Genomic DNA, 23,687 nt, shown 5'->3' on the forward strand with positions numbered 1-23,687 from the left:
GCTGCTCTCCACTAAATGAAGTAAAGTGAACTGAAATGATACGGCGAGTGTAGTGGGCAATATTGCGCATGAAACAGGCGATACTCACGCATTACAGTTAAGGAAGTTAAGTGTATGTTGCGACCTGGTTTAAATAACACCCGTGTGCGACAGGTAAACAAAGCGATTTTCCTGACCCATCTGTGGCGGGAAAAACAGCTCAGCAAGTCACAGCTGGCGCAGCTTACCGGGCTATCTATTCCGGCGGTGAGCAACATTCTGCAGGAGCTGATGGACGAGGGGCGCATCAGCCACTCGGCGGAAAATCTCAGCGCTCGCGGCCTCAACAGTGGCAGCTTCCAGATCCCACTCACCGGTCCGTGGACCCTGTGTATGAACATCACGCCCACCAGCATTGAGAGCCAGCTCGCTGATGCGCGCCTGCTGCCGGTAGGAGAGCCTGGCCGCCAGTCATTTAATGCCGAATCGCCGCAGGTGCTTTTGGATCATATCGCCCAGCACTGGCGTCACTACCGCCAGCGTTATCCGGAGCAGCGCATCAACCTCGCGCTCGGGGTTCACGGCCAGGTGGATCCGGTCACCGGCGTTTCACAAACCATGCCGCAGGGACGCTGGAAAACACCGGTGGAAATGAAGTATCTGCTGGAGGAGCGTCTCGGCGTTCAGGTTCGTCTGGATAACGACTGCGTGATGCTGGCACTGGCGGAGAAGTGGCAAAATCCGGCCGGGCTACGGGATTTTTGCGTTATCAACGTCGATTACGGGATTGGTTCGTCGTTCGTCATTCACGACCAGGTGTGGCGCGGGAGCCTTTACGGCAGCGGCCAGATTGGTCATACCATCGTCGACCCGGACGGCAACGCCTGCGACTGCGGCCGCTACGGTTGTCTGGAGACGGTCGCCTCGCTTAGCGCGTTGAAAAAGCAGGCGCGCGTATGGCTGAAAACGCAGCCCAACCCAGCCCTCAACCCGGATGCGCTGACCACAAGTGCACTGCTCAAGGCCTGGCGTGGCGGCGACGTGCGAATTCAGGCGTGGGTAGAAAATGCTGCCAACGCCGTCGGACTCAGCCTGTATAACTTCCTTAATATTCTGAATATTAACCAGATCTGGTTGTATGGACGCAGTTGTTCGTTCGGCGAACACTGGCTTCATACCATCATCCGGCAAACGGGCTTTAACCCCTTCGATCAGGAAGACAGTCCGGGTAGCAAAGCAACACACATCGGCTTTGGCAAACTGAGCCGCGCGCAGCAAATCCTGGGTATCGGTTATCAGTACGTCGAGTCACAGCTTAACGATGAGGTGTAATAGGGGACTCTGCCGCATGAAAAGGTTCTGTCGCGTTAACCGCTGAAAATCCGAGCTGACTGTTTTTTATCGACAGGCCGCCTGACGAACCGGCAATGCCAGCGCAGCCTACTGAGCAACCGTGAACGTGACAGATCCCGGCGCTGTCCCCCTGTGGCCATCCGGTGTAACATTTGGCGCAGAATCCATTGATTTAAGGTATCGCCAATGCACTATCGCTTGATTGCCCTCGATCTGGACGGCACCCTGCTCAACGCGCGTAAACAGATCCTGCCGGAATCTCTGGCTGCGCTGGCCGAGGCGCGCGCCGCCGGGCTGGAGGTGATGATCGTCACCGGCCGTCACCACGTCGCCATCCATCCGTTTTATCAGGCCCTGCAGCTGGATACCCCGGCCATCTGCTGCAATGGCACCTACCTGTATGACTACCCCGCCCGGCGCGTACTGGCCGCCGATCCGCTGCGCCCCGAGCAGGCGCGGGCGGTGCTGGCGCGCCTGGAGCAGCAGCAGATCCATGGACTGATGTATGTGGATAACGCGATGCTCTATCAGCGGCCGACCGGCCACGTACTGCGCTCTCACGCCTGGGCAGAGTCCCTGCCGGCGGATCAGCGCCCGGTGCTGCAGCAGGTCGATAGCCTGCACGCTGCCGCCGAGCAGGTCGACGCTATCTGGAAGTTCGCGACCTCAGACGAGGACACCGAGCGCCTGCGCGACTTTGCCGCCGGCATCAAGCGCGATCTGGGGCTGGCCTGCGAATGGTCATGGCACGATCAGGTGGATGTGGCGCAGGCGGGAAACAGCAAGGGGCGCCGCCTGGCCGAGTACGCCGCCGCGCGCGGCATCGCGATGGACCAGGTGGTCGCCTTTGGCGATAACTTTAATGATATCAGTATGCTGGAGTCTGCCGGCCTCGGCGTGGCCATGGGCAACAGCGCCGACGCCGTTAAGGCGCGCGCCGCGGAGATCATCGGCAGCAATGAGACGTCGGCCATCGCCGACTTCCTACGCCGTCGCGTGCTGTCGTAATCAGCGGGGGATCGCGTCACGGCACCCGCCGTGACGCCGCCGGCGGGCCTATTGGTTGATGGACACGCTCTTAATCTGGGCGTACAGGCGCTGGCCCGGCGCCAGCCCCAGATCGTCACGCGCCCAGGGGGTGATCCGCGCCCACAGGGTCTCCCCCTCCAGCGCCAGCTTAACGTCCACCTGCCCCTCCACCTCCAGCAGCTCGACCACGCTGACCGCCAGAATATTGCGGATGCTGCTGGCGCGCGGCACCTCCCGCACCAGCGAGACGTCCGCCGCGTTGATGCTCAGCCGCAGCCGATCCCCCGGCTCACCTGCCTGACGGCTCACCCACAGACACTGTGCGCCCAGCGCCAGGGCGCTCATCGCGTAGTGCGGATGGTGGCGATCGAGACGCACGTTGAGCACGCTGCTCGGCTCCGCCTTTTGCAGCCAGGGACGCAGGGCGCTGCTGGCCCACACCTCCTCCAGGCGGCCAAAGGCGCGCATCTGCCCGCGATCCAGCAGCAGCACGTGCTGCGCCAAACGCAGGATCTCCTCCATGCTGTGGCTGACGTACAGAATGGGCGTGCGCACATCGCGCGCCAGACGCTCCAGATAGGGCAGCAGCTCACGCTTACGCGGCAGATCCAGGGAGGCCAGCGGCTCATCCATCAGCAGCAGCTCCGGTGCGGTTAACAGGGCGCGGCCGATGGCCACCCGCTGCATCTCGCCGCCGGAGAGGGTGCGCGGAAAGCGATCCAGCAGCGCGTCGATGCCCAACAGGCCGACGATATCGTCAAACTGTCCGCGCATCTGCGCCGCCATGCCATAGGTCAGGTTGCCGCGCACCCGGTAGTGGGGAAACAGGCGCGCATCTTGGAACACATAGCCGATGCGCCGTTGCTCCGGCGGCAGACAGATCCCGCGCTCGCAGTCCACCAGCGTGCGTCCGTTGAGCACAATGCGCCCCTGCTGCGGACGCGTCAGTCCGCCGATGGCGTTAATCAGCGAGGTCTTGCCCGCTCCGGACAGGCCGAAGATGGCGGTGATCCCCTCGCCCGGCAGATCGGCATCGACCCGCAGATCCAGATCGCCCAGGCGCTGGCGAAGATCAATATGCAGCATCTCAGCCACCTCCCAGCCGTTTCTGACTCCAGCGCGCCAGCCACTCGGAGAGCATCAGCGACAGCAGCGACAGCGCGATGGCGATCGCGCACAGCCGGGCCGCCTCGGATTCGGCGCCCGGCGTCTCGATCAGGGTATACATCGCCAGCGGGATGGTGCGCGTCTCGCCGGGAATGTTGGATACGAAGGTGATGGTGGCGCCAAATTCGCCCAGCGAGCGGGCGAAGGCCAGCACCGTCCCGGCCAGAATGCCGGGAAACGACAGGGGCAGCGTGATGGTAAAAAAGACCCGCAGCGGACTGGCGCCCAGCGTGCGCGCCGCCTGCTCCAGGCGCCGATCCACCGAGGCCAGCGCCAGACGAATGGCGCGCACCATCAACGGAAACGCCACCACCGCCGACGCCAGCGCGGCGCCGTGCCAGCTGAAGCTGAAGCTGAAGCCGAACCAGCTGTACAGCCAGGCGCCGATGACCCCCTTGCGCCCCATCGCCAGCAGCAGCAGGTAGCCGATGACCACCGGCGGCAGCACCAGCGGCAGGTGGATCACGCTGTCCAGCAGCGACTTACCGGGAAACCGGTAGCGCACCAGCACCCAGGCGGTCGCAATGCCCAGCGGCAGACTGAAGATCACCGCGGTGCCCGCTACCTGCAGGCTGAGCACCACGGCCTCCCATTCGTAGGGACTGAGAAACATACTCACGGATTAACGCGGGGTAAAACCGTAGCGGGTAAAGACAGTGGCCGCCTGTGGCCCCTTCAGATAATCGTAGAAGGCGTCGACCGCCGGGCTCTGTTTCCCCTTGACGATCGCCATCGGGTACTCCACCGGCTTATGACTGTCCGCCGGGAAGACCCCAACCACCTTCACCTTTTTGCTGGCCACGGCGTCGGAGCCGTATACGATCCCCAGCGGCGCCTCGCCGCGCTCAACCAGCGCCAGCGCCGCACGCACGTCGTTGGCCCGCGCCATCAGCGGCGACAGCGTCTCCCAGGCCCCCAGCGCCTGCAGCGACTCCTTGGCATAGATCCCCGCCGGCACGTGGTCCGGATCGCCCACCGCCAGACGGCCGCCGTCCAGCAGTTTTTTCCAGTGAGTCTGCGCATTAATGGTCATTTGACCCAGCTTACTGTCAGCCGGCGCCACCAGCACCAGCTGATTCCCCAGCAGGGTATAGCGAGTATCGGCCACCACGGCGTGTTTATCGATGGCGTAGTTCATCCACTTCTGATCGGCGGAGATGAACAGATCGGCTGGCGCCCCCTGATCGATCTGGCGCGCCAGCGTCGAGGAAGAGGCGAACGAGGTGACGATGCTCACCTGCTTGCCCTGCTGGTACTGCGCCGCAATCTCCTGCAGCGCATTGGTCAGGGAGGCGGCGGCAAAGACCGTCACCTTGTCTTCGGCCTGGGCGCCCTGGCAGACGCCGACGGCCAGTACGGCCCCCGCCAGTAATCTATTCCACGCTTTCATCACATCTCCCCGCTTCATTCGGTTATATCGTTGTATAATCGATTATATGGCGTAAGCGCAGGCAAGGACACTGAAAAAAGCGCTAAATATGACGCCGTTAGCATTTAGGCGCCCGCACGGCGCCGGGGCATCGCCCGGCGGCGCACTCAGGCCGGACGAAAGCCATAGCGCTCGCCCAGCGACGCCGCCACCCGCGTAAAGGCCGCCTCCACCGCGTCGGGAATGGCAACGTGGGCGATAAAGTCGCGCCCGCGCGGCCCGTAGCCTCGCGCATCGTCGCGCAGGCGCGGGATCTCCCCCAGCAGCAGCGACATAAAGCGATCCAGCGACCACAGGGCGCCGGGGGCCCCCGCGATCGTCACCCCGCCGGCACCGCGCTCCAGGCGGGGCACAAAGGTCGGCCAGCTGGTAAACTGCACCGCGGGACAGTCCTGCCAAACCCGCTGAAAGGTTGCCAGCGTGCGGCGCTGCATCAGGGGATCCTGCACCAGCAGCAGACGCGACGGCGTCGCCCCCTTCTCCTGTAGCAGCGCGCGGGCAAAGCGCGCGTTCTCCCCGCAGTTGGTCGACGCGCTCTCCAGCCAGATCTGCGACGGTGCCAGCCGCCCCTGACGGAGGGCCAACGCCGCCAGCAGCGGGGCTTCGGCCTGCCCCGCCGTCGCCAGTCCGCCAGCCGCCGGCTCATCGGCCAGCGCCTGGTACAGCAGCGGCGTGGAGTGGCCAATCCCGCCGGCGATCAGCAGCCGCGGCGCCACGCCGGCGCGTACGGCGTCAAAGCTGCGCCAGGCGGTCGGCAGCAGGGCGTTACCCAACAGCACCAACAGATCGGCGCTGCCGACGGCGGGCCGCGCCCCGGCGAACGCATCGCAGGCCAAAAAACGGGCGATCAGGTTGATATCATGCAGTTGATCATCGGAAAACACGGCAGCCTCCGCGGCGGATGGAAAGTGGCAGCGCCAGACAGCACATCGCCCGGCTTTGCCGGGCGATGTCGGAAACACAGCGGCGCGATAGGCACCCCACATGGGTACGTCGCGCTGCGGGGATCAGGACTCTTTCTCTTCCGGGTGGCCCCAGGCGGAGATCAGGTTACACAGCTCCCCCATCCCCCAGATTAGCCCCATAATAATCGCCATCACCACGGGTACCATGATGGCGGCGACAACCAGACTCTTCAGCAGTTCAAACATGGCTGACTTAACTCTCCGTTGATATGCGCAGTGCGCTAACCCTACCGTTGACTTCGCCGCAAGCGGCGCCAAAAAGGCAGTATCCTGCTCCATAGTGTAACCTAGCCGATGGCGTTTGGCATTGTTCAATCCGTGCGATACGCGCGGTTTGCCTGACGGGCGCCGGATCGGCCACAATAGAGGGAGCGTCAATGCGAGGAGCCGCCATGCAAGCCGATATTTTACTCACCCTTAAACTACAGGATCGCCTGTTTGCCGATCCGCGCCGCATCGAGCTGCTCAAGCAGGTGCGCCATACCGGCTCCATCAGTCAGGGCGCCAAGCTGGCCGGGATCAGCTATAAAAGCGCCTGGGATGCCATCAACGAAATGAACCAGCTGGCGGACGATGAGATCGTCGAACGCGCCACCGGCGGTAAAGGGGGCGGCGGCGCCCGGCTGACCCGCTACGGCGAGCGCCTGATTGCGCTGTACGATCTGCTGGGGCAAATCCAGCAGAAGGCCTTCGACGTGCTGAAAACCGACGATCTGCCCCTCGACAGCCTGCTGGCGGCGATCGCTCGCTTTTCCCTGCAGACCAGCGCCCGCAACCAGTTTTTCGGCACCGTCATCGAGCGCGGCGAGGAGTCGGTCCAGCAGCATCTGCTGGTGCAACTGGCGGACGGTAAGACCCGTCTGCGCGCCGCCGTAACCGCCCAGAGCGCCCGTCGTCTGGCGCTGCGTCCGGGTAAAGAGGTGCTGGTGCTGATCAAGGCGCCCTGGATCCGCCTGTGCACCGACAACGCCCTGTGCGGCGCCGCCGACAATGCGCTGAGCGGCCTGGTCAGCCATATTCAGGCCGGCAGCGACAACAGCGAGGTGCTGATCGCGCTGCCCGGCGGAGAAACCCTGTGCGCCACCGTCGATAACCGCACCATGAGCCAGCTGCACCTGAGCGTCGGCATGCCGGTCAACGCCCTGTTTAACGCCGATCGGGTCATTATCGCCACCCTCGCGTAACGCGCCGCGTCCCCCGGCGCCCCTCTCCCGGTCAGCCCGACCCGGCATTTAACGGCGGTTTACCCCGCCGTGTTAACATGATAAAAAACAAATGACGACAATTATTAACAATACCTGAGGGAGTATTATGTGGTGGATCATGTTACTGCCGCCGGCGCTGCTGGCGCTGGCGCCGCGCGTCGCCTTTCTGCTGGCCGGATGCGCTGTCCTGCTCCTTGCGCAGCAGGGGTTCATCACGCTGCCGGCCATCGCCATGCTGGCGCTCATGGCGCTGCTGCTATCGCTGCGCCAGCGTCTGTCTCCGCGCTGGCGTGGCATCAGTGAGATCGCGCTTCTCCTTGGCATTATCGCCCTCTACACACACGCTTTTCCCGGCTTTCACAACCCGCTGTTACTGGATCGGGTGAGCGCCGGGCCACACAGCGCCCCGTTTACCCTGTATGCCAACCTGGATAAGTCGCTGGTGCCGCTGCTGCTGCTGGCGCTCTACCCCACGCTGCTGCGCCGTCCCGGCGTGCCCCCCGTTGCGCCGTGGCGCTGGGGCGTCCTGCTGCTCAGCGTACCGGCCCTGCTGCTGCTGGCCGTAGCGCTGGGCGGCCTGCGCATTGAACCACACTGGCCCGCCTGGACACCGCTCTTCGCCATTATCAACCTGCTGTTTGTCTCCCTGGCGGAAGAGGCGCTGTTTCGCGGCTACCTGCAACAGCGCCTGGGCGTCTGGCTGGGGCCATGGATTGCGCTGCCGATAAGCGCCGTTCTGTTTGGGCTAAGCCACCTGAGCGGCGGCCTGCTGCTGGTCATCTTCGCCACGCTCGCCGGGATCATTTACGGCCTGGCCTGGCAATGGAGCGGGCGTCTGTGGGTGGCCACCCTGTTCCACTTCGCCCTGAATATGCTGCACCTGCTGTTCTTTACCTACCCGCTCTATCGGCCCTAAGCCATCGAGAGCGAGGCGCCGGCGCGGCTATGTAAGCGATACCACAAACCGAATTCCTTCATAGCCTGCGCGCTGTCTCCAATGCTGCCATCACGCCATTTTCATTGGAGAGCGGCGTTTATCGCCTTAGTGTAAACGATTCCATTTTTACCGCACAGATCACCTTTTCAAGCCCTCATGCATGCTACCTTTCTGCCACTAGCATCGCACTGGGAGTCCAACATGATTGTATTAGTCACCGGGGGAAGCGGTTACATTGGCAGCCATACCTGCGTCCAGCTGCTGCAGGCGGGCCACACGCCGGTCATCCTCGATAATCTGAGCAACAGCAAGGCTAGCGTGCTGGATCGCATCGCCACCCTGACCGGCGCACGCCCGCGGCTGTATCAGGGGGATGTTCGCGATCGGGCGCTGCTCAAGCGCATCTTTACCGAACAGGCCATCGACGCCGTGATCCACTTTGCCGGCCTGAAGGCCGTCGGCGAATCGGTGCAGCAGCCGCTGGCCTACTACGACAATAACGTCGGCGGTACGCTGATCCTGCTGGAGGCCATGGGCGATGCCGGCGTGCATAACATCATCTTCAGCTCCTCCGCCACCGTCTACGGCGAACAGCCCCAGGTCCCCTATATCGAAACCATGCCCACCGGCATGCCCGCCAGCCCCTATGGCCGCAGCAAGCTGATGGTGGAGCAAATCCTGCAGGATCTGCAGCGCGCGGCGCCGCAGTGGAGCGTCACCCTGCTGCGCTACTTCAATCCAGTCGGCGCCCACCCCTCAGGCCTAATGGGCGAGGATCCGCAGGGGATCCCCAATAACCTGATGCCCTATATCTCCCAGGTGGCCATCGGCCGCCGCGACGCCCTAGCCATTTTCGGCAACGACTACCCGACGCCCGACGGCACCGGCGTACGCGATTACATTCACGTGATGGATCTGGCCGACGGCCATCTGGCGGCGCTGCAGGCCAAGACCCAGCGTCCCGGCGTGCACATCTACAACCTCGGCGCCGGCGTCGGCTACAGCGTTCTGCAGGTGGTGGACGCCTTCAGCCACGCCTGCGGTAAGGCGCTGCCCTACCGCTTTGCCCCACGCCGGGAGGGCGATCTGCCCGCCTACTGGGCCGACGCCGCCAAGGCCGAGCGCGAGCTGAACTGGCGGGTCAGCCACACGCTGCAGGAGATGGCCGAGGACACCTGGCGCTGGCAGTCACAGAACCCCACCGGTTACCCACAGTAAGGAGCGTGGCGATGAGCATTCCCTTTAATCCGGCGGATCATCCGCACCGCCGCTACAACCCCCTCAGCGATCAGTGGGTGCTGGTGTCACCGCACCGCGCCAAGCGCCCCTGGCAGGGAGCCCAGGAGACGCCGGCGGCGGCGGCCCTGCCGGCGCACGATCCCGACTGCTACCTGTGCCCGGGCAATCTGCGCGTGACCGGCGATCGCAACCCGGACTACCGCGCGACCCATGTGTTTACCAACGACTTTGCCGCCCTGATGCCCGACACCCCCGATGCACCGCACAGCGATGACGTCCTGATGCGCAGCGCCAGCGCACGCGGTACCAGCCGGGTGATCTGCTTCTCACCCGACCACAGCAAGACCCTGCCGCAGCTGACGCTGCCGGCGCTGGAGGCGGTGATCGAAACCTGGCAGCAGCAGAGCGCCGAGCTGGGCAGCCGCTATCCCTGGGTGCAGGTCTTTGAGAATAAAGGCGCGGCCATGGGCTGCTCGAATCCCCACCCGCACGGCCAGATCTGGGCCAACAGCTTCCTGCCCAACGAGGCGGCGCGCGAAGATCGGCTGCAGCGCGACTACTTTGTCCGCCATCGCCGTCCGCTGCTGCTCGACTATCTGCAGCGCGAGCGGGATGACGGTAGCCGCACCGTGGTGGAAACCCGCCACTGGCTGGCGGTGGTGCCCTACTGGGCCGCCTGGCCGTTCGAAACCCTGCTGCTGCCTAAGCAGCACCTGCTGCGTCTGCCCGATATCGATGCGGCGCAGCGCGGCGATCTGGCGCTGGCGCTGAAAAAGCTGACCAGCCGCTACGACAACCTGTTCCACTGCGCGTTCCCCTACTCCATGGGGTGGCACGGCGCCCCCTTTGGCCAGGATGAGGCCGAACACTGGCAGCTACACGCCCACTTTTACCCCCCCCTGCTGCGCTCCGCCACGGTGCGCAAGTTTATGGTGGGATATGAAATGCTGGCAGAAACCCAGCGCGATCTGACGCCGGAGCAGGCGGCCGAACGCCTGCGCGCCGTCAGCGACGTCCACTTTAGCCAAGCCTGACCCCGAGAGGAGAACACCCATGCGCCTCCATGATCTGATTGCCGTGACCCGTGACATGTTTACCCGTGAGTTTGGCTATGCGCCGACGCTGTGCGTGCAGGCGCCGGGACGGGTCAACCTGATCGGTGAGCACACCGACTACAACGATGGCTTTGTGCTGCCCTGCGCCATCGACTACCAAACCGTCATCAGCTGTGCGCCGCGCCGCGATCGGCGCGTGCGCGTCATCGCCGCCGACTACGACGGCCAGCAGGACAGCTTCAGCCTCGATCAGCCCATAGTCGCCCGTGACGATATGATGTGGAGCAACTATGTCCGCGGGGTGATAAAACACCTGCAGCAGCGCTGCGACGGCGTCGGCGGCATCGATATGGTGATCAGCGGCAACGTGCCGCAGGGGGCGGGACTCAGCTCCTCCGCCTCGCTGGAGGTCGCCGTAGGCCAGGCGCTGCAAGCGCTATATCAGCTGCCGCTGGACGGCGTCGCCCTGGCGCTCAACGGCCAGGAGGCGGAAAACCGCTTCGTCGGCTGCAACTGCGGTATCATGGATCAGCTGATCTCCGCCCTTGGACAGGCGCAGCACGCCCTGCTGATCGACTGCCGCTCCCTGACCACCCGTGCGGTGCCGCTGCCGCCGGAGGCCGCGGTGGTGATCATCAATTCCAACGTCAAGCGCGGGCTGGTCGACAGCGAATACAACACCCGCCGCCAGCAGTGCGAAGCGGCGGCGCACTTCTTTGGCGTCGACGCCCTGCGCGACGTCACCCCGCAGCGCTTCGCCGCCGAGTCCCACGGGCTTCCGGCACTGACCGCCCGCCGCGCGCGCCACGTGATCGGCGAAAACCAGCGTACGCTGCAGGCGGCCGACGCACTCGCCGCGGGCGATCTGGTACAGATGGGTGAGCTGATGGCCGCGTCCCACGCCTCCATGCGCGATGACTTCGCCATCACCGTTCCCCCCATCGATACCCTGGTCGAGATCGTCAAGGGGGTCATCGGCGATCGCGGCGGCGTGCGTATGACCGGCGGCGGCTTCGGCGGCTGCGTCGTCGCGCTGATGCCGCAGACGCTGGTCGAGCCGGTGCGCGCGGCGGTCGCCCGCGACTACGCCGACCGCACCGGCCTACGGGAAACCTTCTATGTCTGTCAGCCCTCCGCGGGAGCCAGCGTATGTTAACCCCACAGCCCGCGTATGAGACCGCGCCGGACGGCGCCCCCTTTCAGTTCACCGCGCTGCACAACGCCCGCGGCAGCACGCTGCTGCTGATGGACTGGGGGGCGACCTGGCTCTCCTGTCGCCTGGCGCTGCCCGACGGTCAGGCGCGCGAGGTGCTGCTCGGCTGCCAGCGCGCCGGGCAATACCCGCAGCAACAGGCCTTTCTGGGGGCCACCGTGGGACGCTACGCCAACCGGATCGCCCACGCCCGCTATACCCGCCAGGGGCAAACCGTCGTGCTTCAGCCCAGCCAGGGCGTCAATCAACTGCACGGCGGCCCGCAGGGGTTTGACAAGCGCCGCTGGCAGCGGGTCGCCTGCGATGCGCGCTCGGTGACCTACCGGCTGGACTCACCCGACGGCGATCAGGGCTATCCCGGCAACCTGCGCGTGGAGACCCGCTATACCCTCAGCGACGACGACCGGGTCGAGATCCGCTGGCAGGCCAGCATCGACCGCGCCTGCCCGGTCGGTCTGACCAACCACGCCTACTTTAATCTGGACGGCGAGACGCAGGCCGACGCGCTGGCGCAGCGCCTGCAGCTGAACGCCGATCGCTACCTGCCGGTGGATGAGACGGGGATCCCCTGCGCGCCGCTGACCCCTGTTTCAGGCAGCGGAATGGATTTTCGCCAGGCCAAGCGGCTGGGGCAGGATCTGCTCAAGGATGCCGATCAGCGGCGAACTAAGGGCTACGACCACGCCTACCTGCTGCAGGCACGCTGCGCCGACGGCGCCTATCCCGCCGCCGTACTGAGCGCCGCCGATGACCGGGTTAGCCTGCGACTGTACACCAGCGCCCCGGCGCTGCAGCTCTACAGCGGGAATTTCCTGGCCGGCGTCCCCGACCGCCGCGGCAGCCACTACGCCGACTATGCCGGCGTGGCGCTGGAGAGCGCGTTTTTACCCGACAGCCCCAACCATCCGGAATGGCCGCAGCCCGACTGCATGCTGCAGCCCGGCGAGACCTACCGGGCCTTTACCCGCTATCAGTTCACGCTACGCTGAGCACCAGCGCCGCGCGCGACGGCGCCGTCGTCCGCGCTGCGCTGGCGGGCACGGGGTCGCTCAGCGCCAGAAGAACCAAGCGAACAGGCTGAGCGCAACGATGCTGACCAGGTTTAGCCAAAAGCCGACCCGCACCATCTCCCGCTGGCGGATATAGCCCGAGCCGAACACGATGGCGTTCGGCGGCGTGGCCACGGGCAGCATGAAGGCGCAGGAGGCGCCGATCCCGATCACCAGCGTCAGCAGGCTCTCCGGCATGCCCAGCGCCTTGGCGACGGTCGCGAATACCGGCACCAGCAGTGCGGCGCTGGCGGTATTGCTGGTAAACTCGGTCAGAAAAATGATGAACGTCGCCACCGCCAGCAGAATGATAAACCAGTGGCTATGCCCAAAGATATCGGCCATGCCGCGCGCCAGGATAGCGCTGGCGCCGGAGTCCTCTAGGATCAGGCTCAGGGTCAGTCCGCCGCCGAACAGCATCAGCACCCCCCACTCCGTATTGCGCTGGATCTGCTCCCAGCTGGCCACGCCGGTGGCGCCGATCAGCACCGCGGCCGACACCGCAACCAGGGTATCGAACTGCTTGATCCCGCCCAGCAGGGCGCTGAGCTGGACGCTGAAGATCCAGCCGAAAACCGTCAGCCCAAAGATAACCAGCGCAATCAGGCGCGGCAGGGTCCACTCCAGCGTCTCCACCTGCAGCGCTACCCGGTGCTTCAGGTTAGGGCGCAGTATCAGGTAAAGCAGCCCCATCATCAGCGGCATCATCACCACCATCACCGGGATGCCAAACTTCATCCAGGTGAGGAAGTCGACCCCCAGCTGCGCCGCGGCGATGGCGTTGGGCGGGCTACCCACCAGGGTGCCAAGGCCGCCGATGCTGGCGCTGTAGGCGACCCCCAGCAGCAGAAACACATAGGTGTTACGCTCGCGCGCCGGATCCAGGTTGGCCAGGATCCCCAGCGCCAGCGGCAGCATCATCGCCGCCGTCGCCGTATTGCTGATCCACATGGAGAGCGCCGCGGTGACGCTGAACAGCATCAACACCGCCCTCCCCATGCGCCCGCCGGCCAGCAGCAGTAGCCGGTTGGCGATCAGGCGATCCAGCCCCTGCACGTGCAGCGCCGTCGCCAGCACAAAGCCGCCGAAGAACAGAAAGATGGTCGGGTTAGAAAAAGACTTCAGCGCGCCGCCGGCGTCCAGCAGTCCAAAGCCGATCGCCAGCAGCGGCACCAGCAGCGCCGTGATGGTCACGTGCACCGCCTCCGTCAGCCACAGCACGCCGATAAACACGGTCAGCGCCAGGCCGATATTGGCTTTTTCCTCAAAAGGCAGGGTATTGAGCAGCAGCAGCAGCAGCGCGATATCGAGCGCGATAATCACTAAGCCCCGCTGCGACGGCGGGCTGGCCACTGCAGCGGTCAACGGGGTTGCTTCCATGTGGAACCTCTCTATCCTGAATCGATGCCATATCTACCCCGCTCGGCGCCGAGGGGCCCGATACCGAGAGGAGTCAGTGCCGGACGCCGGAGCGCGGAGCAGACCTTAATGTTAACAATTGAAACAAGCCGTTAACTATAATCAACAATCCCCCGGGGAAAAACCTCGAAGCGGCAAAAATGAGAGGCGGATAGGATCCCGTCCACGCCGGGCGCCGGCGATCGCCCGAATCGCGATCTGTCGCGGCGGCGCATCAACTACACTGAGTAGATCGCGCGGCGCGGGCGAGAAGCGCGCCGGGCGCACGCAGGGCCATTGCATTCCACGCATCATAATGATAATAATTATCATTATAGAATCGTAATTAAGGAGTCTCACTATGGCTGTCACCAAACTGGTTCTGGTCCGTCACGGCGAAAGCGAATGGAACCGGGAAAACCGCTTCACCGGCTGGACCGACGTTGAACTGTCAGAGAAAGGGCGCCAGGAGGCGCTGGCGGCGGGCCGCCTTCTGAAGGCGCAGGGATTTTCCTTTGACGTCGCCTACACCTCCGTGCTCAAGCGCGCCATTCATACCCTGTGGCACGTACTGGATGAGCTCGATCAGCCGTGGCTACCGGTGGAGAAATCGTGGAAGCTCAATGAGCGTCACTATGGCGCCCTGCAGGGGCTGAACAAGGCGGAGACCGCGCAGCAGTACGGCGACGAACAGGTCAAGCTGTGGCGCCGCGCCTTTGCCATCACCCCACCGGCCCTGACGCCGGACGATCCCCGCTATCCCGGCCACGATCCGCGCTATGCGGCCCTGAGCGCCGACGAGCTCCCGCTGACCGAGAGCCTGGCCACCACCATCGAGCGGGTGATCCCCTATTGGCAGCAGCAGATCGCGCCGCGCATCGCCGCCGGCGAGCGGATCATCATCGCCGCCCACGGCAATTCGCTGCGTGCGCTGGTCAAGCACCTGGATCGCCTGAGCGAAAGCGAGATTGTCGAGCTGAATATCCCGACCGGGGTTCCGCTGGTGTATGAGTTTGACGCCGATATGCAGCCGCTGCGCCACTACTACCTTGGCGACGCCGACGAGATTGCCGCCCGCCAAGACGCCGTCGCCAATCAGGGCAAGGCGGGCTAGCCGCCTCCCCCGCTTACGCCGCCGCGGGGCGCTGAGCCCCGCGGCGGTCAACGCGCCTAGGCGGTCGGCCGTGCCCGGCGCGCGCGTACCGCGTCGGCCAGCTGACGCAGGGCGCGCTCGCTGTCCTCCCAGCCGATGCAGGCATCAGTGACGCTCTGCCCGTAGCGCAGCGCCTTGCCGCCGTCCGGGTTCTGATTTCCCTCCACCAGGTGGCTTTCGATCATCACCCCCATGATAGCCTGCTCACCGGCGGCCATCTGGGCGCAGACATCCTCGCATACCGCCATCTGGCGCTTGAACTGCTTGCTGCTGTTCGCATGGCTGAAGTCGATCATCAGCCGCGGCGGCAAACCGGCCTGACGCAAACCCGTCTTCACCGCCTGTACGTCTGCGGCGCTGTAGTTGGGGCTCTTGCCGCCGCGCAGAATAATGTGGCAGTCGCCGTTGCCGCGGGTATTGACGATGGCCGAGTGTCCCCACTTGGTCACCGACAGGAAGCAGTGCGGCGCCCCGGCGGCGTTGATGGCGTCGATAGCCACCTTGATGGTGCCATCGGTGCCATTTTTAAAGCCCACCGGGCAGGAGAGCCCCGAGGCCAGCTCGCGGTGCACCTGCGACTCGGTGGTCCGCGCCCCAATGGCACCCCAGCTCATCAGATCAGCCAGATACTGCGGGGTGATCATGTCGAGAAACTCCCCGGCGGTTGGCATTCCGCTGTCGTTGATCTCCAGCAGCAGGCGACGAGCGCTGCGCAGGCCGTCGTTGATGCAGTAGCTGCCGTCCATGTGCGGATCGTTGATCAGTCCCTTCCAGCCCACGGTGGTACGCGGCTTCTCAAAGTAAACGCGCATCACAATCTCCAGCTCGCCGGCCAGCGCGCTGCGCAGCGCCAGCAGGCGGGAGGCATACTCCTTCGCCGCCTGCGGATCGTGGATGGAACAGGGGCCGATGATCACCAGCAGGCGATCGTCCTGCCCCTGTAAGATTCGGTGAATAGCGCTACGGGTCTGCGACACCGTGCCGGCCGCACAGGCGGTGGCTGGAAAGGCCTCCAGCAGCGCCACCGGCGGCAGCAGTTCCTTGATCTGTGTAATCCGTAAATCGTCGTTCTGATAGCTCATAGTGCATCCATCGTGTCGTAGAAAAGGCGTATAGCGATACTTTTCAATCTATCCGCTTTCTCACGCCGTTGTAAACGATGGGATCCATCGCCGCCGTTTTATATAGTTAATTGATATATATAAATAAAATAACGACTCCGAAATATCACTCTAGATTAATCGGTGCATTTGAAGTATCAAAATGATGAAAGCGCTTAGCGACAGACTAATTCACTGGCGTCACCGCCGCCGCGCGCAAATATCGAAGCTCGCTGGGTGGGCGGGAAATCGAAGCCGGCAGCGCGCGATCGGTGAGACATCGAGCCAGGATGGAACATGCGTGCGGCATAAGGGAGCGAAGGGTGGCGGACGGTCCGGCGCGGCGCATGATCGGTCGCGCAGAGTGACGCAGCTGACGCCCGGCCCTAAGTGGCCATCGCCAAGCGGTGCTGTCCTGCACGCTAAACATCGATTTCTTATCGCGGAGAGTGGTGGGTCGTGCAGGATTCGAACCTGCGACCAATTGATTAAAAGTCAACTGCTCTACCAACTGAGCTAACGACCCGCGTCGTGAGGTGCGGCCTATTGCAGAGTGTCGCCGTCGGATGGAGAACGCGGAGATCGTGCGGAATGACGCGGCTGACGCCTCGCCCTGATGGGCCATCGCCAGGCGATGTATCCTTACACGCTGAATACCGGTTTCTCATCGCGAGAATGGTGGGTCGTGCAGGATTCGAACCTGCGACCAATTGATTAAAAGTCAACTGCTCTACCAACTGAGCTAACGACCCGCTCGATGTGTCACCTTACTCTGTTTCGCCACCCAAAATCATGGTGGGTCGTGCAGGATTCGAACCTGCGACCAATTGATTAAAAGTCAACTGCTCTACCAACTGAGCTAACGACCCTTACAGAGTAGTGCCAACAGAAAAACCAGACGGCTAAGATAGCCTGAGAAATGCGTGTGTTACCACACCTTACTCGCCGTGCCTCACCCTCGGAATGGCGGCTGGTGCAGGATGATAATGCCATCGCCAAGCGACGTTATCCCTCACGCTAAATACCGATCTCTCATCGCGAGAATGGTGGGTCGTGCAGGATTCGAACCTGCGACCAATTGATTAAAAGTCAACTGCTCTACCAACTGAGCTAACGACCCGCACCGTGGTTTACTGCCTATTACAGAATGTCACTCACCAGAATGTGCGGTGGGTCGTGCTGGATGACGCGGCTTACGCCTCGCCCTGATGGGCCATCGCCAGGCGATGTTATCCTTCACGCTAAACACCGATTTCTCATCGGGAAAATGGTGGGTCGTGCAGGATTCGAACCTGCGACCAATTGATTAAAAGTCAACTGCTCTACCAACTGAGCTAACGACCCATTCCGTAATGCCGCCGCGACTCGGTTTACACTTTGTCTTGGCAACGGCGGCATATATTACCCATTTATCTCGACAGCGCAACCAAAAATTCTCAGAATCCGGTCAATTGCTTGCGCTTCATACACCCGGGCGCGGAAAACAGGCAATACGCCTGATTTCCGTCCCGTTTAGGGTTATCCCATGCGTTTTTGCGCCAGCTTGGCCGCATCGCTGTTCGGATATTGTTTGATCACCTGCTGGTAAACGGCGTTGGCCTTATCGGTCTGCCCCTTCTCCTGCATGATCACGCCGACCTTATACATAGACTCCGCGGCCTTGGGCGATTTGGGGTAGTTTTTTACCACCACGGCATAATAATAGGCCGCATCGTCCTTTTTCCCCTTGCTGTAAAACAGCTGCCCCAGCCAGTAGTTGGCGTTGGGCTGATAGGTGGAGTCCGGGTACTGTTTGATAAAGGTCTGGAAAGCCGAAATCGCCTGATCGTTCTGCTTCTTCACCAGCACCAGATCGACGGCGCGGTTATAGTCCGCGTTGGCGTCACCGCCGCTGGCGGCCGCCTGTGGGGTCGCCGTCGCCGGCGCGCTGGCCTCCGCCGCCTGGGCGGGTGCTGTCGCTGCCGTCGAAGACGCTGCCGCGCCCTGAGCCGCGCTGCCGCTGCCGCTGCTCAGAGAGTCCATCTGCTGATAGATCTGTTTCTGGCGTTCCACGATCTGATTCAGTTGATATTGGTTTTCCTGGATCTGCCCGCGCAGGGTGTCAATATCACGCTGGTTATCGGAAAGCTGTTGCTGAAGCTGAGTCAACAGCTGGCCCTGAGCGTTGGTAATACGCTCAAGGGAGGTCACCCGGTCTTCCACCGAGCCGGAGCCGACGCTACTGATTGGCGCTTGGGCAGTAGCGGCCCAGGGGGCCGCTACGCCAACCAGTAACGACAGACCCATCATATGACGTCTGAAGTTACTGCTCATTCGCTACTCGTCTAGGTAACAGAATTAGTAGACCAGTACGGCACGACGGTTTTTAGCGTATGCCGCTTCGTCGTGACCCAGTACCGCAGGCTTCTCTTTACCGTAGGAAACGATATCGATCTGATCGGCGCTAACGCCTTTACCCTGCAGATACATCTTCACCGCATTGGCGCGACGTTCGCCCAGCGCGATGTTGTACTCCGGGGTACCGCGCTCGTCGGTATGGCCTTCTACGGTGACTTTGTAGGACGGGTTGCTGCGCAGGAACGCCGCGTGGGCATCCAGCTCCTGCATGTAGTCCGGCGTCACGTCGTATTTATCCAGGCCGAAGTAAACGATGTTGTTTTTCTGCAGCTCCTGCATCTGCAAACGAGCCTGTTCATCAGAAGAGAGATTGCTGCTGCTGTTTTCCATACCGTTGGCGCCCATGCCCATACCGGACTGATCGTCATTGGTGTTTTTCTTTGAACTACAGGCAGCCACGGCCATGATCGGCAGTACCAGCATCAGCCCCTTGAGAACTTTGTTCAGTTGCATCTTATTGATCCTTTTAAATTTATATAAGTATAGTTTTATTCATGCATCACAGATACGGCGACCAGGCAGGGAACTTAACCTGACCATCGGTAGCCGGAAGACGCGCTTTAAAACGCCCGTCTATCGATACTAACTGCAGCACGGAGCCCAGTCCCTGGGTAGAACTGTAAATCACCATGGTGCCGTTCGGCGCGATACTCGGCGTTTCATCCAGGAACGTATCCGTCAGAACCTGAGTGGCATTCGTTCCAAGATCCAGTTTAGCGATATGCTGCGCGCCTGCATTGCTGCTCACCATGACCAGGAATTTCCCGTCAGGGCTCACTTCGGCATCCTGATTCTGGGAGCCTTCCCAGGTCAGGCGCTGCGCGGCACCGCCGTTGATGTTCATTTTATAAATCTGCGGCCGGCCGGCCTGGTCAGAGGTAAAGGCCAGGTTTTGGCTGTCCGGGAACCAGGTCGGCTCCGTGTTGTTGCTGCGGCCATCGGTCACCTGACGGATGGCGCCGGAGGCCAGATCCATCACGTACAGGTTGAGGCTGCCGGTCTTGGAGAGCGCAAACGCCAGCTTGCTGCCGTCCGGAGAGAAGGCCGGGGAGCCGTTGTGGCGCGGGAAAGAGGCCACCTGACGGATCGCACCGTTAGAGAGGGTCTGGATCACCAGCGCCGAACGGCCGCTCTCAAAGGTCACGTAGGCCAGCTTGCTGCCGTCCGGCGACCAGGCCGGCGACATCAGCGGCTCGGCGGAGCGATGCACCACAAACTGGTTGTAACCATCGTAGTCGGCCACGCGTAGCTCATAGGGGAACTGACCGCCGTTGGTCTGCACCACATAGGCGATGCGGGTGCGGAAGGCCCCCTTGATACCGGTCAGCTTCTCAAACACCTCGTCGCTGGCGGTATGGGCGGCGTAGCGCAGCCACTGCTTGGTCACCTTATACTGATTCTGCGCCAGCACGCTGCCCGGGTTCCCGGAGGTATCCACCAGCTGGTAGGAGACCAGATAGCTACCGTCCGCGCCAGGCTGCACCTGACCGACCACCACGGCGTCGATCCCCAGCGCTGTCCAGGCGGCCGGGGTGACCTCGGCGGCCGTCGACGGCTGCTGCGGCATCCGGCTGGCATCGATCGGGTTAAACTTACCGCTGTTGCGCAGATCGGCGGCGATGATTCCGCCGATATTCTCCGGCGCCGCGCCCGGCCCCATCCACTTAAAGGGAACTACGCCAATCGGGCGGGCAGAGTCTACCCCTTGGGTTATCACGATTCGGACTTCGGCATGGAGCACGCTGGCCCACAGGACGAGAAGCCCCACCATCAAACGAAACGCCTGCTTCATCTTATCTCCCTTATCCGACCCTCTGGCCACGATAAATTAGCAGAATTTTAACAAATCAATGTCAACAACACTACATGCCGCCGCAGAAGTCCATCGGCCGAATCCGATAACGATCCGCCGATCGCCGCCGCGGCGCCGAGTTCATCACTGCGGCTGGAACACCACCGGCGCATTTTTAAACACCTGGTACACCGCGTCGCTGGGCGGCTTGGGATAGCGCGCCTGACGCGCGGCGGAGAGCGCCGCCTGGCACAGCGCCGGATCGCCCCCTTCCGCCTTCACATCGAGCAGCAGGCCATCGGGCGCCAGCTTGATGCGCAGATCGCAGGTTTTTCCAGCATAGCTTGGATCAGTATAAAACTTCGCCATGATTGCGCTTCTAATTTGATTCCCATAGCCGCTAATTTCTGCGCCGGAGGCGCCGGAAGCCTTGCTATTGCCTTTGCCGTCCGGGCCCGCCTTGCCGCTGTTGCCGGGCGTGCCGCCGTTGGCGGTGCCTTTCGGCGCGTTCTTCGACGACGCCAGGCCGCCAAACAGATCGTCCACCTCGTCAGCCTGCTTCGCGGCGGCCGCCTTCTTCTTCGCCTCGGCGGCTTTCTTGGCGTCGGCCTTGGCCTTGGCCTCGGTATCGGCCTTCGCCTTAGCCTCTGCCGCCGCTTTCGCCTTGGCCTCCGCCTTCGCGTCCGCCGCGGCCTTAGCCTCCGCCGCTTTCTTCGCCTCTTCCGCCGCCTGCTTCTTCGCGGCGTCGGCGGCCTTCTTCGCCTCTTCTGCGGCCTTCTTCGCCGCCTCGTCAGCCTGTTTCTTCGCGGCAAGGGCGGCTTTTTTCACCTCTTCCTCGGCCTGTCTCTTGGCCTCGGCGGCCGCTTTCGCCGCCTCTTCCTTCGCCTGCTGCACCGCCAGCGCGGCGGCCTTCTTCGCCTCTTCTGCCGCCTGCTTGGCCTCTTCCGCGGCCTGTTTTTTAGCCTGCTCCGCGGCCTGCTTGGCCTCTTCCGCCGCCTGTTTGGCATCTTCCTGCGCCTGCAGACGCTCTTTCTCCAGCGCCTTCAGGCGCTGTTGCTCTTCCGCCTGCTTACGCTGCATCTCCTGCGCCTGCTTTTCCGCTTTCTGCTGACGCTGCTGCTCCGCGCGCTGGGCCGCGTTCTGCTGCTCCTGCTGGCGGTTGTACTGCTGCACGACCGCATTCGGATCCACCATCACCGCGTCGATCGCCGAGCCGCCGCCGCCGCCGTCACCGCCCTCGCTCATCGGGTTATCCTGCATCAGGGAGCCCCAAATCAGCAGGCCGATCAGGACAATGTGCAAAATCACCGAGATGATGACAGAGCGATTCAGCTTATCTTTTTGCTCAGTAGCATTTCCCACAATTCGATTCCAACCGCTAGTCGCTTCCAAGATCCTGCCGTGCCGGGCCACTACCCGCCGCGCTGTAAAACAAAGACACGCAGCCCATACAGGCTGCATGTCTGCTTACGCTACGCGGCGGCGAATCCCTTAAATCGGCTGCGTCATCAGTCCCACGGAGGTGACTCCGGCCTGATGTAATAAATTGAGCGCCTTAATAATTTCATCGTACGGTACCTCTTTGGCTCCCCCGATCAGAAACACCGTTTTCGGGTCGGCCTTGAGCTGCGCCTGCGCCTCGGCGATCACCTGCTCCGGCGGCAGCTGCTCCATGCGGTTATGATCCACCACCACCGCATACTGCCCTACTCCGGAGACCTCCACGATCACCGGCGGGTGATCGTTGGTGCTGACGGTTTTCGACTCCGTCGCATCCGGCAAATCCACCTCAACGCTTTGCGTAATAATCGGCGCCGTCGCCATGAAGATCAGCACCAGCACCAACAGCACGTCGAGCAGCGGAACGATATTGATTTCCGACTTGAGATCGCGCCGTCCACCTAATCTTGCCATGCTATCCTCAACTTACTTGCCGTCAGCGGCAAAGGCCTGGCGGTGCAGAATAGCGATGAACTCTTCCATGAAGTTTTCATAGTTCTGCTCCAGCTTATTCACCCGTAGGCTGAGGCGGTTATAGGCCATCACGGCCGGGATCGCGGCGAACAGACCGATCGCCGTCGCGATCAGCGCTTCGGCGATACCCGGCGCCACCATCTGCAGCGTCGCCTGCTTCACGGCGCCCAGACCGATAAAGGCGTGCATAATCCCCCAAACGGTACCGAACAGGCCGATATAAGGGCTGATAGAACCGACGGTGCCCAGGAACGGAATGTGGTTCTCCATCGCCTCGATCTCCCGGTTGAGCGAAATGCGCATCGCGCGCGATGCCCCTTCGATCACCCCTTCCGGCGCATGGCTATTCATGCGGTGCAGGCGAGCAAACTCCTTAAATCCGGAGTAGAAGATCTGCTCGGAGCCACTCAGGGCATCGCGCCGGGTCTGGCTTTCCTGATACAGACGGGACAGCTCGATGCCGGACCAAAATTTATCCTCAAAAGCCTCGGCATCACGCGTAGCCGCATTCAGGATGCGAGTACGCTGGATAATGATCGCCCAGGAGGCAACCGAAAAGCATATCAATACCAGCATGATAAGCTTTACCAGCAGGCTTGCTTTCAGGAATAAATCCAGAATGTTCATGTCAGTCACTGCTTAAACTCCGCGACAATAGACTTTGGAAGCGCAATCGGCTTCATTAGATTTTGATCGATACATGCAATCAGCACATCGGCCCGGCTGAGAACCAGACCGTCAGAATTGACAATGCGCTGCGCAAACGTAAGGGAAGCCCCCCGCAGCGCGGAAATCTCGCTCTCCACCACCAACAGATCGTCCAGGCGGGCGGGAGCCAAATAGTCCACGGTCATGCGACGGACCGCAAAAGCGACATGCTCAGTCAGCAACTGTTGCTGACTAAAATGATGTTGACGCAGCATCTCCGTGCGCGCTCTTTCATAAAAGGCGATGTAGCGTGCGTGATAGACTACACCCCCGGCATCGGTGTCCTCAAAGTACACCCGTACCGGCCATTGGAATACCATATGACTCACTCTACATCCCAGTATAGCTAAACAACGCGGATACTATACGCAACTGAAATGGGGTTTGGAATGGGGGAGAAACCTGAGAGCTAAAATAATTATGGGTCGACGGATGACCCATAATGGAAGTGAACGATCACTGACTTATCGATAGGCGGACGGCGCTTGATGCGGACCCGCCTTCGCGCGTCTGATAGCGCCGTGCTCCGGGCGGCGTCGGCTGCC

General features: G+C 62.4%; 23 protein-coding genes and 5 tRNA genes. 9 read left to right on the forward strand and 19 right to left on the reverse strand.

The genetic code is table 11. From position 1 onward, the window contains the following. Positions 1-114 precede the first annotated feature (114 nt). Together ETEE_RS02775 and ETEE_RS02780 are read left to right on the forward strand one after the other, a co-directional pair. The gene (locus tag ETEE_RS02775; protein ID WP_034164236.1) at positions 115-1,311 is read left to right on the forward strand and encodes an ROK family transcriptional regulator; all 1,197 of its coding nucleotides are present in this window, start codon (positions 115-117) and stop codon (positions 1,309-1,311) included. 207 nt (positions 1,312-1,518) lie between these two features. Continuing rightward, positions 1,519-2,340, forward strand: coding sequence for a pyridoxal phosphatase (locus ETEE_RS02780; protein ID WP_034164235.1), 822 nt, complete (start codon positions 1,519-1,521; stop codon positions 2,338-2,340). Positions 2,341-2,388: 48 nt separating this feature from the next. On the opposite strand, the gene modC is transcribed toward ETEE_RS02780, so the two are convergent. The 5 genes from modC to ETEE_RS19710 form a co-directional block, all read right to left on the reverse strand. Next, positions 2,389-3,447 carry a molybdenum ABC transporter ATP-binding protein ModC gene (modC, locus tag ETEE_RS02785; RefSeq protein WP_038631204.1) on the reverse strand — a complete coding sequence of 353 codons (1,059 nt, stop codon included), beginning with the start codon at positions 3,445-3,447 and terminating at the stop codon, positions 2,389-2,391. Between the two features lies 1 nt (position 3,448). Continuing rightward, positions 3,449-4,141 (reverse strand): molybdate ABC transporter permease subunit, encoded by a 693-nt coding sequence (gene modB, locus ETEE_RS02790; RefSeq protein WP_015872100.1) that lies wholly within the window; start codon positions 4,139-4,141, stop codon positions 3,449-3,451. A gap of 9 nt (positions 4,142-4,150) precedes the next feature. Further along, positions 4,151-4,918, reverse strand: coding sequence for a molybdate ABC transporter substrate-binding protein (modA, locus tag ETEE_RS02795; protein ID WP_095666541.1), 768 nt, complete (start codon positions 4,916-4,918; stop codon positions 4,151-4,153). A 146-nt stretch (positions 4,919-5,064) separates the two neighbouring features. After that, positions 5,065-5,841, reverse strand: coding sequence for a YdcF family protein (locus tag ETEE_RS02800; protein WP_034164232.1), 777 nt, complete (start codon positions 5,839-5,841; stop codon positions 5,065-5,067). A 123-nt stretch (positions 5,842-5,964) separates the two neighbouring features. Continuing rightward, complete coding sequence (locus ETEE_RS19710; protein WP_012849388.1) at positions 5,965-6,108, reverse strand: AcrZ family multidrug efflux pump-associated protein; 144 nt, start codon at positions 6,106-6,108, stop codon at positions 5,965-5,967. A gap of 206 nt (positions 6,109-6,314) precedes the next feature. Between ETEE_RS19710 and modE the strand changes: the two genes are divergently transcribed. The 6 genes from modE to galM all read left to right on the forward strand — a co-directional run bounded on the left by modE (position 6,315) and on the right by galM (position 12,560). After that, positions 6,315-7,106 carry a molybdenum-dependent transcriptional regulator gene (gene modE / locus ETEE_RS02810; protein WP_034164231.1) on the forward strand — a complete coding sequence of 264 codons (792 nt, stop codon included), beginning with the start codon at positions 6,315-6,317 and terminating at the stop codon, positions 7,104-7,106. A 127-nt stretch (positions 7,107-7,233) separates the two neighbouring features. Further along, on the forward strand, positions 7,234-8,043 hold the full coding sequence (locus tag ETEE_RS02815; RefSeq protein ID WP_034164230.1) for a CPBP family intramembrane glutamic endopeptidase: 810 nt from the start codon (positions 7,234-7,236) through the stop codon (positions 8,041-8,043). A gap of 222 nt (positions 8,044-8,265) precedes the next feature. Next, entirely contained in the window at positions 8,266-9,282 is a 1,017-nt protein-coding gene (gene galE / locus ETEE_RS02820; RefSeq protein ID WP_034164229.1) for a UDP-glucose 4-epimerase GalE, read from the forward strand. A gap of 11 nt (positions 9,283-9,293) precedes the next feature. Further along, positions 9,294-10,337 carry a galactose-1-phosphate uridylyltransferase gene (gene galT / locus ETEE_RS02825; protein WP_034164228.1) on the forward strand — a complete coding sequence of 348 codons (1,044 nt, stop codon included), beginning with the start codon at positions 9,294-9,296 and terminating at the stop codon, positions 10,335-10,337. 19 nt (positions 10,338-10,356) lie between these two features. Next, positions 10,357-11,514: a galactokinase gene (gene galK, locus ETEE_RS02830; RefSeq protein ID WP_034164227.1), complete on the forward strand. Its 1,158-nt coding sequence runs from the start codon at positions 10,357-10,359 to the stop codon at positions 11,512-11,514. Beyond that, complete coding sequence (gene galM / locus ETEE_RS02835) at positions 11,508-12,560, forward strand: galactose-1-epimerase (protein WP_034164226.1); 1,053 nt, start codon at positions 11,508-11,510, stop codon at positions 12,558-12,560. The genes galK and galM overlap by 7 nt, the downstream gene beginning before the upstream one ends. Positions 12,561-12,620: 60 nt before the next feature. On the opposite strand, the gene ETEE_RS02840 is transcribed toward galM, so the two are convergent. Next, complete coding sequence (locus tag ETEE_RS02840) at positions 12,621-14,000, reverse strand: SLC13 family permease (RefSeq protein WP_049703858.1); 1,380 nt, start codon at positions 13,998-14,000, stop codon at positions 12,621-12,623. A 379-nt stretch (positions 14,001-14,379) separates the two neighbouring features. Between ETEE_RS02840 and gpmA the strand changes: the two genes are divergently transcribed. Continuing rightward, positions 14,380-15,132: a 2,3-diphosphoglycerate-dependent phosphoglycerate mutase gene (gene gpmA, locus ETEE_RS02845; RefSeq protein WP_034164225.1), complete on the forward strand. Its 753-nt coding sequence runs from the start codon at positions 14,380-14,382 to the stop codon at positions 15,130-15,132. A 56-nt stretch (positions 15,133-15,188) separates the two neighbouring features. Here gpmA and aroG read toward each other — a convergent pair whose 3' ends face one another. The 13 genes from aroG to ybgC all read right to left on the reverse strand — a co-directional run bounded on the left by aroG (position 15,189) and on the right by ybgC (position 23,462). After that, positions 15,189-16,253, reverse strand: a complete 1,065-nt coding sequence (gene aroG, locus ETEE_RS02850) for a 3-deoxy-7-phosphoheptulonate synthase AroG (protein ID WP_034164224.1) — start codon at positions 16,251-16,253, stop codon at positions 15,189-15,191. A 468-nt stretch (positions 16,254-16,721) separates the two neighbouring features. Continuing rightward, positions 16,722-16,797: transfer RNA gene (locus ETEE_RS02855), tRNA-Lys, on the reverse strand. A 150-nt stretch (positions 16,798-16,947) separates the two neighbouring features. Then, positions 16,948-17,023 (reverse strand) — tRNA-Lys (locus tag ETEE_RS02860). A 41-nt stretch (positions 17,024-17,064) separates the two neighbouring features. Beyond that, a tRNA-Lys gene (locus tag ETEE_RS02865) sits at positions 17,065-17,140 on the reverse strand. Between the two features lie 175 nt (positions 17,141-17,315). Then, positions 17,316-17,391: transfer RNA gene (locus tag ETEE_RS02870), tRNA-Lys, on the reverse strand. A 148-nt stretch (positions 17,392-17,539) separates the two neighbouring features. Further along, positions 17,540-17,615: transfer RNA gene (locus ETEE_RS02875), tRNA-Lys, on the reverse strand. Positions 17,616-17,789: 174 nt separating this feature from the next. Further along, complete coding sequence (gene cpoB / locus ETEE_RS02880) at positions 17,790-18,584, reverse strand: cell division protein CpoB (RefSeq protein WP_034164223.1); 795 nt, start codon at positions 18,582-18,584, stop codon at positions 17,790-17,792. Positions 18,585-18,608: 24 nt separating this feature from the next. Beyond that, a complete protein-coding gene (gene pal, locus ETEE_RS02885; protein ID WP_012849399.1) occupies positions 18,609-19,121 on the reverse strand; it encodes a peptidoglycan-associated lipoprotein Pal in 513 nt (170 codons plus the stop codon). A gap of 46 nt (positions 19,122-19,167) precedes the next feature. Then, positions 19,168-20,460 carry a Tol-Pal system beta propeller repeat protein TolB gene (tolB, locus tag ETEE_RS02890; protein WP_012849400.1) on the reverse strand — a complete coding sequence of 431 codons (1,293 nt, stop codon included), beginning with the start codon at positions 20,458-20,460 and terminating at the stop codon, positions 19,168-19,170. Positions 20,461-20,604: 144 nt separating this feature from the next. Beyond that, entirely contained in the window at positions 20,605-21,822 is a 1,218-nt protein-coding gene (gene tolA, locus ETEE_RS02895; protein ID WP_034164222.1) for a cell envelope integrity protein TolA, read from the reverse strand. A gap of 129 nt (positions 21,823-21,951) precedes the next feature. Then, a complete protein-coding gene (gene tolR / locus ETEE_RS02900; RefSeq protein ID WP_012849402.1) occupies positions 21,952-22,374 on the reverse strand; it encodes a colicin uptake protein TolR in 423 nt (140 codons plus the stop codon). Between the two features lie 12 nt (positions 22,375-22,386). Further along, positions 22,387-23,070 (reverse strand): Tol-Pal system protein TolQ, encoded by a 684-nt coding sequence (gene tolQ / locus ETEE_RS02905; RefSeq protein WP_034164221.1) that lies wholly within the window; start codon positions 23,068-23,070, stop codon positions 22,387-22,389. Next, on the reverse strand, positions 23,067-23,462 hold the full coding sequence (ybgC, locus tag ETEE_RS02910) for a tol-pal system-associated acyl-CoA thioesterase (RefSeq protein ID WP_034164220.1): 396 nt from the start codon (positions 23,460-23,462) through the stop codon (positions 23,067-23,069). Before ybgC ends, tolQ begins: the two co-directional genes overlap by 4 nt. Positions 23,463-23,687 lie beyond the last annotated feature (225 nt).

This window comes from Edwardsiella anguillarum ET080813 (genome assembly GCF_000264765.2).
GTDB classification, from domain to species: domain Bacteria; phylum Pseudomonadota; class Gammaproteobacteria; order Enterobacterales; family Enterobacteriaceae; genus Edwardsiella; species Edwardsiella anguillarum.

Excerpts from the sequence above, each read along its gene's own strand:
- pal (WP_012849399.1), bottom strand. The coding sequence starts at position 19,121 with ATGCAACTGAACAAAGTTCTCAAGGGGCTGATGCTGGTACTGCCGATC.
- modA (WP_095666541.1), bottom strand. The coding sequence starts at position 4,918 with ATGAAAGCGTGGAATAGATTACTGGCGGGGGCCGTACTGGCCGTCGGC.
- modB (WP_015872100.1), bottom strand. The coding sequence starts at position 4,141 with ATGTTTCTCAGTCCCTACGAATGGGAGGCCGTGGTGCTCAGCCTGCAG.
- ETEE_RS19710 (WP_012849388.1), bottom strand. The coding sequence starts at position 6,108 with ATGTTTGAACTGCTGAAGAGTCTGGTTGTCGCCGCCATCATGGTACCC.
- modE (WP_034164231.1), top strand. The coding sequence starts at position 6,315 with ATGCAAGCCGATATTTTACTCACCCTTAAACTACAGGATCGCCTGTTT.
- aroG (WP_034164224.1), bottom strand. The coding sequence starts at position 16,253 with ATGAGCTATCAGAACGACGATTTACGGATTACACAGATCAAGGAACTG.
- tolB (WP_012849400.1), bottom strand. The coding sequence starts at position 20,460 with ATGAAGCAGGCGTTTCGTTTGATGGTGGGGCTTCTCGTCCTGTGGGCC.
- gpmA (WP_034164225.1), top strand. The coding sequence starts at position 14,380 with ATGGCTGTCACCAAACTGGTTCTGGTCCGTCACGGCGAAAGCGAATGG.
- tolR (WP_012849402.1), bottom strand. The coding sequence starts at position 22,374 with ATGGCAAGATTAGGTGGACGGCGCGATCTCAAGTCGGAAATCAATATC.
- ETEE_RS02780 (WP_034164235.1), top strand. The coding sequence starts at position 1,519 with ATGCACTATCGCTTGATTGCCCTCGATCTGGACGGCACCCTGCTCAAC.
- galE (WP_034164229.1), top strand. The coding sequence starts at position 8,266 with ATGATTGTATTAGTCACCGGGGGAAGCGGTTACATTGGCAGCCATACC.
- galT (WP_034164228.1), top strand. The coding sequence starts at position 9,294 with ATGAGCATTCCCTTTAATCCGGCGGATCATCCGCACCGCCGCTACAAC.
- ETEE_RS02775 (WP_034164236.1), top strand. The coding sequence starts at position 115 with ATGTTGCGACCTGGTTTAAATAACACCCGTGTGCGACAGGTAAACAAA.
- ETEE_RS02840 (WP_049703858.1), bottom strand. The coding sequence starts at position 14,000 with ATGGAAGCAACCCCGTTGACCGCTGCAGTGGCCAGCCCGCCGTCGCAG.
- ybgC (WP_034164220.1), bottom strand. The coding sequence starts at position 23,462 with ATGGTATTCCAATGGCCGGTACGGGTGTACTTTGAGGACACCGATGCC.
- modC (WP_038631204.1), bottom strand. The coding sequence starts at position 3,447 with ATGCTGCATATTGATCTTCGCCAGCGCCTGGGCGATCTGGATCTGCGG.
- galM (WP_034164226.1), top strand. The coding sequence starts at position 11,508 with ATGTTAACCCCACAGCCCGCGTATGAGACCGCGCCGGACGGCGCCCCC.
- cpoB (WP_034164223.1), bottom strand. The coding sequence starts at position 18,584 with ATGAGCAGTAACTTCAGACGTCATATGATGGGTCTGTCGTTACTGGTT.
- ETEE_RS02815 (WP_034164230.1), top strand. The coding sequence starts at position 7,234 with ATGTGGTGGATCATGTTACTGCCGCCGGCGCTGCTGGCGCTGGCGCCG.
- galK (WP_034164227.1), top strand. The coding sequence starts at position 10,357 with ATGCGCCTCCATGATCTGATTGCCGTGACCCGTGACATGTTTACCCGT.